We start from the raw sequence: 8,433 nt of genomic DNA, 5'->3' as shown, positions 1-8,433 counted from the left end.
AGTTGTTGAGCGAGGTGGAATCCTTGATGAAAGGTTTCGGAACTGCATTCACAATAAATTTCGTCTGACTACTTAGCAGCAGAAGGATCATACCCAACTTGGCTATAGATAAATTCTCGAAGCGCTTTGCCTGCAAGCAGCCGGTAGTTCTTCTTCGCCTCTTCTTTGATGTTTGCTCCAGCATCAAAGGAATAATACTCAAGTATCGCCAAGCAAACCACATCGGGGTAGGCGTAAAAAGCAACACCACTGCGCTGTTTAATTTCGATATATGGGTGTTCGACAGCATCTCCATGGGAGATGATTATTTCCCGTATTCTCAAAGATCGAGACTGCTGTACCGGCTGGGACCATTCGTCGTTTATGCCTTGGATAACACTGTGATTTACGCCGCATAATCGCGCTAGTCCGCGAAGGGTTAAGAATGGCGTTCCGTCCGAAAGGACACCCATACCAACACCATCAATCTCGATCTGCTTGTTTATGCCCAAATCCAGGGATCCTTGGCCGGACATCTTGGAGGGCATAATCGAAGGCAACTTACTGATTGTATTGCTCATTTTTCTGGCTACCTGAGGTTGTTTCTATCGGTGGAATTCCGCTTGCAGCGGAATGTGAGAAATTGGTTTTGCTTGTTCGGTGGAATTGGCTCGATCATAGCCGTCCGCTACTGCGATGGCAGTTATGAGGGCTTGCTTGGCCTTGTCGACGCTTAGATTAGTTGTAATTGGGTGCCTTCATCTCATCAGCAGCACACCCGCCGCCGGCTAAGTGATGCCGTGGGTATGTTTTTTGCGTAGGTGGGCTATTTCGCGGCGGTACTGACCTAAAACGTGCTACAAGTTCTGCGCTTGCATTGACTTAATATCTTTAGCGCAATCATCGAAATTGTTAAATGTATAGACGATTTTAGCGTATGCGTTAGAACTGTCCGAGGCTTGGGCGGTGACTTCGACCGCCCTTAATTCGTTATGCAATGGGGCTGCCGCTTTACTTTCCCATGTGTATCCATAAATGACCGAATCATCTTTTAGACCAATCATCCACATATCGGGATTTCGCTTAAATGTCCCGCTGCCAACATAGTTTGTTTTAACGGGGGTGTCGCCATATTTAATTTTCAGGGACTCCGCCAGCCGATCAACTGATGCCTTGACCTGATCGCCCGAGTCATTAGCCACTGCAACAGGAGTTGACGCCACAATTCTGCATAGACCGCTACGTTTTGTTGCAAGAACGATGTAATCAACAAGACCCTCGACAGGCCTAGGTGGAATGCCTGCATAAACATTTGATGCGGTTTCTGCGGCCTTAAAGCCAAACGCTCCCGTCAATTGCTCGGTCGTCACCCCTTTGGCTAATCCAAATGGGCCTGCTAATATGGCAATATTTTCCATTGGCGGGTTAATCTCTTGTGTCTTCGCGGCGAGGGCTATGCTAGACTCTTCCCGACTTTTATTTGCGGGCTTATGATTGTCGCACCCGAACAGCAGCAAGGTTGCTGTGGTTATGCATATTTTCAGAATGGATGAATTGGTCACTATCGGTTCCAGTACCAGCAAAGATATGCCGTTTCTTTATTGAATTATATAAAATATTGATAATAGGAAATCTAGCGAATTGTTGCACTACTTCATCAGTCGCACACCAGCTTTTGGCGATGCAATCCCATCAATTTACCCTTGCGATAGAACATGATCTCTCGCGCACCGCCACCCCGGCACGCAGCCTTATAAGCACATGTCGTGACCATCTGAAGACGCTTCGCCTCGGGCTGCTTCTCGATGGCATATGTCCAGTGCACGGTCAGACGGCCGCCCTCCATGACCAGCCGACGAGCTTGCTGATTGCGACCTGGACGTCCTGAGCAGCTTTCCTATTACAGGACTTCGGATTCCTTTGCGCAACAGGCGCTGGCTGCTCTCATGGCGCTGGGCCTGAGAAGTGCGGATTCTTCATTTACTATTTCAACCATCGTCTTAATATTATCGTTAACTCTGGATTTTTCAAATGGGTTTCCAAATACAAATGTTTTGTTATCACCACGTCCGCACAATGATACTTTGTTGTGATCCTCGCCATCTGTTCTATCTTTGAAAAGGTACACGAGCGCAACCAATCCGTCGAAATAGAACCTTACATAGGGAACATTTCTCTCTCCAATCTCATCGTCCGTTGCGATGTTGACTTCTTCTGATAGTGGCACTCTGTTGTGCTTTACCCCGATAGTTGTGACTTGATAAAGATGTACTGGGTAGTCCTCAACTTGGCCAATATTTTTATTTAAGACACGTAAGCGGATGTCTTCTAATATCTCTGGTGCAACTTGTACATGCTTGAATTCTACTCTATTGGTTGTTGCAGCACGCCAGAGTAGGCTCAGAAAGAATAATTGTAGGGCAGGCGCATTTTTAATTGTTATCTGGCGTATGTTTTGATCGTCTGCTGTACCGACATCAAAATCAGCTTGAAGTTTTTCTGCACCCCCCCATGATCCCCAAATTAATAAATTTTCCCGCAGGATTCTTATCGCTTTTGTGTCAATATCTGCAAGTATTTTTTCACCTTCGTGTGTGCACAGTTCCAGGTCGAACCAGCTATCGAACCTTTTCTTTATGCCCTCACCAATTCCAACCTCTACTAAACGCTCGCCAGTTAAGCTCAAGCGGGTAAGCGCTTTTGGCAAAAGATGGGATCGCGCAAAACGCCCCCTCTTTTTGGTAAGTTTGCATAAATCTGTAGTCATTTCTCAAACCTATAACAGGAACGCCATGTGAGCCAATCTGTGTGTCGCCGTGATTTTAATTTGAATAACGATATTTGATTTCTCATCTATTTGCAATATGCATTGTGAAAAAATTTTTAACCGCTTAGAATGAAGGAATTCTTCCAGCACTCCGCGCCTAGCCGAGAGCTGGGACTCGCGATTTTACCCTGTGCCCCGTTGGTTGAGGTCGCTTGGAGATTTATCGCTCACCACGCACTATAGCCAAGGGGCAAACACTGGCGCCCGCTCATGCGGGCTTTTTCTATTGCGCGCCACCTTCGAGGCCGCCATGTCAGAAACCATTCCTTATTCACGCTACGTCGCCGGCGAGTACTTGGAGCGCTGCAAGCCGGCGCCCGACCTGCTGCCCACGCAGGATGAGGTGCGCCGCGAGTTGGGTTGAACCCTGATCACCGCTGAGCGTCAGGCGCATGCCAAGCGCGACGAACAAAACTGAACTATCCAGATGCGCGCGCGCATGCCACCGCAGGCCTGAAATGGCGGTGCACCATGAATTAACGAAGAATTCAACCCCCAGCGCCGCACGGCGCAATGTGATGGCGACTTACCGCGCATTTAGCCATCGGCGCAGTGGGTAGTTTTTCACTGGCGAGGCCTTAGCGCATCAATCAGCCTACAACCATGGAATCACCAAGATCTGCCAACAGCTGTCGACCGGACAAAGTCTAAGCCGGGACAAAGAAGCCCGCAGGATACGCCGAGCAGGCCGCAGCGCAACAGCTGACGGACTTTGTACCTCCCGCAATTCGGCTGCAGACGCTGTAACTGGCAACCAGATTTCGCGGGCTTAGCTCAATTGTTGAGCGGAAGCCTTCCAAGCTTTCCATGCGGGTTCGATTCCCACGCCCGCTCCAGTTTCCCTTGCCCGGCACGCCGGGTTTCGCCGCCTGCTGCATCACAGCGATGATGTGGCGTGTCCATCACTGCAACCACCATCACGGCCGCCCAAGCGACTCAGCTGCGGTAAGCCTCGGGCCAGGGCGCGTTTCCCTCAAGCTAACTGTGGAGTAGGTGGATCTGCTTTGCAAGGCGAATGCGCCGAAGTGGGCTGCATGGAGGTGATAGCGAGGGCATTTCTAACGCTGCATAGCGATTAAGCCGAGAACTGTATTTCGTTTCGTACATGGAGCTCTCCAGTTGTTGTATCGAGAACCAATTCTATGAGCTTTTCGCTGCTTAAAATTTAATCAGTAGCTCAAATCAATTTTGCGTAGGTGTATTTGCCGCTAATCTGCCAGCGCGCTTCATTGGCAGGGCTTGAAGAAATGGGCGCAGTCGCCGACGTAACAAAGATCCAGACGACTTCGGCCGCGATGCGCCGCGGCGCCTGCTGGAGGCGGGCGGTGGCTTCATACCATGACATAATTCACATTCAACAACATTGGAGGTAATTATGAATTTTGGAAATATATCCCAGGACAAGTGGCAAATTTTCCGCGATCTAGCGCCAACTATGGGCCGCATTAACGCCAGAAGCGATGCAGTGATTAATCTGCTGATTGCCTCGTGTGTTAAGCAAAGGACCTTAAAGGAGGCGCAAATCCTTGTAAGTAAGTCAGAAACTCAGCCTGAGCTAGCTATACTTAGCACACCTTTTGGCAAGGGGCGACTCGTTCGGTCTTGGAAGATAGGCGGCAAGGAGTTGGTGGGCCTTATTATTTGCGAGCGCGTTTGCCGAGACAAGTATGACCAAACGTATTGGGAGCCGGTGTGGGCGCTGCATATTCCGCAGTTTGAGGATCCTTTTACCGGAACTGGTGACGGTAAGTTGACCATAAAGCTAAACGATAGCTTCGAAGATGATCAATGGCATGGCGTCTTTAGCGCCATCATGTCTATGACATACGGCTTAATCGAAGGGCCGGTTTTGGAGTAAGAGTGATCTTCGAAAAGTTTAGCCGCCTTATGGCGGCTTGTCATTTAGTATATCTCATTTGTAAAGCCGCGAGGGAGTATGGGGCGCAAATCGTCGCTGACAGACAAGCAGTGGGCAGCGATAGGGCAACGTCTTCTCAAGGGGGAGGCGGCACGAGCGCTTGCCAAGGAGTTCGGCGTATCCGAAGCTGCGATCAGGAAACGCTTTGGTGCGCAGACGAAACAAATAAAGACATTGCAAATCAATTGGTTGTGGCAGAGTCAGCATCTAGCGCGCTACCGATTGGTGCGCATATAAGTGCGCACACGTTGGCCGACGAGTTGAAAGAAATCTCTATGCACTTGGCCGGCGCCGCACGATATGGCGCTGCCACCTCGCACCGACTGCCCGACATCGCTCACCACAAGGCGGGCGAGATCGATGACGCCGAGCCGCTGGACGACAAAAGCCGCCTGGCACTGGGCGATATCGCCGTGTTGACCAAGATGGCCAATGGCGCTGCCGAGATCGGCCTGAACCTGCTGAAAGCCAGCAAGGAAGTGAAGCCGGACGACGACGCGCCTACGCCTGTCGGCATCACCTTCGGCGTGAAAGACGCCAAGCGCCATGACGACAATCCAGTTTGACTTAAACCTCCAGCAATAGAGCTTCCTGCAGCTGCCGCACAAGTTCAAGGCCTACGTGGCCAGGTTCGGCTCGGGCAAGACGTTTGTCGGCTGCGCTGGCATCTGTATCCACCTTTAGGAGTGGTCAGGCATCAATCAAGGCTACTTCGCGCTGATCTACTCGCCGATCCGCAACATCTTCTACCTAACTCGTCCTGGAACAAATTGATACTTTCACGGCTGCGCGCCCCGTGTCATCAAATCTGCCTCAACCCCCCATCCACAAACAACTCAATCCCATTCACAAAACTCGCATCGTCCGACGCCAGGAACACCGCCGCTTTCGCGATCTCGTCCGGGTCGCCGACACGGCCCATCGGGATCAGGGATGCCAGGTGGTCGAGGAAGACTTGCTGCTGGCCGGCGTCGTGGCCGACCAGTTCCACCAGGCCTGGAGTCTTGATCGGGCCGGGGCTGAGGGTGTTGACGCGGATATCGCGGCCTTTCAGGTCGAGGATCCAGTTGCGGGCAAATGCGCGCACGGCCGCTTTGGATGCCGCATAGACGCTGAATGCTTCGGTGCCGCCGCTTGCTGCGGTGGAGCCGGTCAGTATCACCGACGCGCCCTTGCCCAGCAGTGGCAGGGCAGTCTGCACGGTGAACAGCGTGCCTTTGACGTTGCGCGCAAAGGTGTCGTCGAAGTGCTCTTCGGTAATCTGGCCCAGCGGCAGCAGGGAGCCGCCGCCGGCGTTGGCGACCAGGACGTCGAGCTTGCCGTGTTTTTCCCTGATGCGGTCGAACAGTGCCTGCAGTTGGGCGATGTCCTTTGAGTCGACGCGGGCGCTTTCGGCCGTGCCGCCGATGGCTTGCACAGCCGCATCGAGCTCGGCCTGGCGGCGGCCGGTGATGTAGACGTGTGCGCCTTCGCTCACAAAACGTTTTGCAATGGCCAGGCCGATGCCGGTGCTGCCGCCGGTGATGACGGCTACTTTTTCTGCAAGTTTCATGCTGTTTTTCCTTGATCTGGTGAATGGGGACGGATGCAGTGTGCCTCGCGACTGCCGCCGTGATAAGACAGGCGGCGCGCATATCAGCTATGCTTCAGTAGCATGAATTGATCGCAGGGGGATGTAGAAATGGATAAATTGCTGTGGATGCAGTGCCTGGTGCGCGCTGTCGAGACGGGCAGCTTTTCGGCGGTGGCGCGCGAATTGGGCATAGGCCAGCCCAATGTCAGCCGGCATATCGCGTCGCTGGAAAAAGCGCTCGATACGCGCTTGCTGCATCGCTCGACGCGCCAGCTGGTCGCCACGCCGGAAGGGCAACGCTATTATACGCAGGCACGCCAGGCGCTCGATCTGATCGCGCAGGCCGACGCCGATGCGCGCGGCCAGCACAAGCCCCATGGCTTGCTGAGGGTGTCGTGTGCGCCGACCTTGGCCACGGAGAAAATTATCGGGGCGCTGCCGGATTTCCTCGCGCGCTATCCCGATGTCGAGGTCGAGCTTCGGCTCGGCGATGATTACATCGATCTGGTGGCGGAAGGCGTCGATATCGCCATTCGCGGCGGTGTCCTCAAGGACAGTGCGCTGCGGGCGCGCCGTGTCGGCACCTCCGAGCGGATTTGCGTGGCGAGCGCGAAGTATGTGGAAAAACATGGCGTGCCGCAGCAACCGGCAGATCTGCTGCGGCACCAGTGCCTGATCTATACCCTGATGACGGGCGCGGGCGGCTGGCCTTTCAAGAATGGCGAGGTGCAGGTGCAAGGCCGCTTGCGCCTGAACAGCCTGGAAGGCATACGCAAAGCCGTGATGCAGGACATCGGCATCGCCTATTTGCCGTCGTGGACGATTGCGGAGCAGCTGCGTAGCGGCGAGCTGCGCGCGTTGCTGAGCGAGCATGCGGCTGGGCGCACGCCGCTCAATGCGGTGTACGCCGCCGAGCGCTTGTTGCCACGGCGTGCCGCCGTGTTCATCGATTTTATCAGCGCCGTGTTTGCGGCCACGCCCGGGCTCGACGGCAACACGATAGTTTGACCGTGTTGCGCTTGTTTCAGCGCGCCTGGTTCCTGCTCCCGCTCCTGCGCACGGTCGTCACATACGTCGGCAACTCCCACGCGCCACCTGGCGCCACCAGCCGGCACATGCCCGTGGTCGATTCTTTGGTCCAGACGAATTGCTTGCCATCCCAGGTATGGATGCTCGAACTCCAGCAGTCGCCCAGGCCGCGACCTTTATGCGACGCGGAAATCTCGCCCTCGTCATAGCCGCTGGCGTCGCCGCCGGCGCTGACCGGATCAAACGGTGGCGTGGCATTGACCACCCAGAACATGCCGGATTGATTGTAGGCATAGGTCTCGCAGACCGTCGACACGACCAGCTTGGTGCGTGACAAACGGTGCACGCTAAGCTCGTTCGCTTTCTCTCCGTCTTCGGACGGGTACAGCCCTTCACAGTCTTCCCGGGAGGCCGTTTTCCGCAGTTCTTGCAACAAGGCGGCACGCTGGACGCCCGGTAATAACAGATCCTTGTCGTTGTGCTGCGGCACGGCAGCGGCGATAACGACCGGCGCGATACTGGGTTGCAGTACGCCGGTTTCTGCGTTGCCGCCTTTGCGCACCAAGGCGCCGGCGGTACCGATGCGGCCCTGGGCTTCGTCCATTTTCAACAGCACGGCGCTGGCGCCGGCGGTGGACAAGGTCCAGTCCTGCTTGCCACTTGAAAATATCACGCTCGACGACTGCAGCAGCGCCGGCAGGATGACGGCCAGCGTTGCGCCGTTCAGGGGGCTGGACTGCGCGCCAGGGACCAGGTCGATTGTCCCGAGTTTGCGTCCACCTGACTTGATCACCAGATGACTGACATTGGCGGCCAGCGCCACATCACTCTCGGCGTAGGAGCCCAGCTGGATTTTTGCACTGACCGCCTGTTTCGCGCCCGCGTCGCGCATCAGCAGCAGGGACACGGCCGGCTCGGCCCCTTCGACCTGGTAGCCGGCGGCGCGGCAGGTGCCGGTATTGTCGCAGGCCAGTTCCCAGTCCTTGTGCGAGAAACCGATGCCCGGCTTGTCGGCGGCAAGGCCGAGGCCGGGCATGGCGGATGCGCCGGTCAACAACATGATGGCCAAGCCTGTCTTCATTTCAACTCTCCTGACTGTTCGATCCG

The 8,433-nt window shown here is 54.8% G+C and carries 10 protein-coding genes and 1 tRNA gene; 5 read left to right on the top strand and 6 right to left on the bottom strand.

Translation table 11 applies throughout. The annotated features are described in order from the left end of the window. Nucleotides 1-68: 68 nt before the first annotated feature. The 3 genes from ACP7B7_RS22105 to ACP7B7_RS22095 all read right to left on the bottom strand — a co-directional run bounded on the left by ACP7B7_RS22105 (nucleotide 69) and on the right by ACP7B7_RS22095 (nucleotide 2,746). Nucleotides 69-560, bottom strand: coding sequence for a hypothetical protein (locus ACP7B7_RS22105; protein ID WP_426078084.1), 492 nt, complete (start codon nucleotides 558-560; stop codon nucleotides 69-71). A 276-nt stretch (nucleotides 561-836) separates the two neighbouring features. Further along, complete coding sequence (locus ACP7B7_RS22100) at nucleotides 837-1,541, bottom strand: hypothetical protein (protein ID WP_308921528.1); 705 nt, start codon at nucleotides 1,539-1,541, stop codon at nucleotides 837-839. 338 nt (nucleotides 1,542-1,879) lie between these two features. Further along, complete coding sequence (locus tag ACP7B7_RS22095) at nucleotides 1,880-2,746, bottom strand: hypothetical protein (RefSeq protein WP_308921527.1); 867 nt, start codon at nucleotides 2,744-2,746, stop codon at nucleotides 1,880-1,882. A gap of 823 nt (nucleotides 2,747-3,569) precedes the next feature. Between ACP7B7_RS22095 and ACP7B7_RS22090 the strand changes: the two genes are divergently transcribed. Beyond that, nucleotides 3,570-3,642 (top strand) — tRNA-Gly (locus tag ACP7B7_RS22090). Nucleotides 3,643-3,983: 341 nt separating this feature from the next. Here ACP7B7_RS22090 and ACP7B7_RS22085 read toward each other — a convergent pair. Then, the gene (locus ACP7B7_RS22085) at nucleotides 3,984-4,151 is read right to left on the bottom strand and encodes a hypothetical protein (RefSeq protein WP_308921526.1); all 168 of its coding nucleotides are present in this window, start codon (nucleotides 4,149-4,151) and stop codon (nucleotides 3,984-3,986) included. 30 nt (nucleotides 4,152-4,181) lie between these two features. Between ACP7B7_RS22085 and ACP7B7_RS22080 the strand changes: the two genes are divergently transcribed. The 3 genes from ACP7B7_RS22080 to ACP7B7_RS22070 all read left to right on the top strand — a co-directional run bounded on the left by ACP7B7_RS22080 (nucleotide 4,182) and on the right by ACP7B7_RS22070 (nucleotide 5,290). Further along, nucleotides 4,182-4,664 carry a hypothetical protein gene (locus ACP7B7_RS22080; protein WP_426078083.1) on the top strand — a complete coding sequence of 161 codons (483 nt, stop codon included), beginning with the start codon at nucleotides 4,182-4,184 and terminating at the stop codon, nucleotides 4,662-4,664. 78 nt (nucleotides 4,665-4,742) lie between these two features. Beyond that, nucleotides 4,743-4,961, top strand: a complete 219-nt coding sequence (locus ACP7B7_RS22075; RefSeq protein WP_374694193.1) for a helix-turn-helix domain-containing protein — start codon at nucleotides 4,743-4,745, stop codon at nucleotides 4,959-4,961. Nucleotides 4,962-4,999: 38 nt separating this feature from the next. Further along, entirely contained in the window at nucleotides 5,000-5,290 is a 291-nt protein-coding gene (locus tag ACP7B7_RS22070; RefSeq protein WP_308921524.1) for a hypothetical protein, read from the top strand. 236 nt (nucleotides 5,291-5,526) lie between these two features. Here the strand turns inward: ACP7B7_RS22070 and ACP7B7_RS22065 are convergent, their stop codons facing one another. Then, on the bottom strand, nucleotides 5,527-6,276 hold the full coding sequence (locus tag ACP7B7_RS22065; RefSeq protein ID WP_308921523.1) for an SDR family NAD(P)-dependent oxidoreductase: 750 nt from the start codon (nucleotides 6,274-6,276) through the stop codon (nucleotides 5,527-5,529). Nucleotides 6,277-6,405: 129 nt separating this feature from the next. Here ACP7B7_RS22065 and ACP7B7_RS22060 point away from each other — a divergent pair, with 129 nt between their 5' ends. Beyond that, on the top strand, nucleotides 6,406-7,305 hold the full coding sequence (locus tag ACP7B7_RS22060; RefSeq protein ID WP_308921522.1) for a LysR family transcriptional regulator: 900 nt from the start codon (nucleotides 6,406-6,408) through the stop codon (nucleotides 7,303-7,305). 16 nt (nucleotides 7,306-7,321) lie between these two features. Here the strand turns inward: ACP7B7_RS22060 and ACP7B7_RS22055 are convergent, their stop codons facing one another. Further along, nucleotides 7,322-8,407, bottom strand: coding sequence for a DUF1176 domain-containing protein (locus tag ACP7B7_RS22055; protein WP_308921521.1), 1,086 nt, complete (start codon nucleotides 8,405-8,407; stop codon nucleotides 7,322-7,324). Nucleotides 8,408-8,433: the final 26 nt, after the last annotated feature.

The sequence above is a fragment of the Janthinobacterium sp. PSPC3-1 genome (assembly GCF_049896105.1).
Classification (GTDB): Bacteria; Pseudomonadota; Gammaproteobacteria; order Burkholderiales; family Burkholderiaceae_D; genus Janthinobacterium.
The sequence above is the reverse complement of the archived record's forward strand: the minus strand, read 5'-3'. Positions and strand labels throughout refer to the sequence as shown.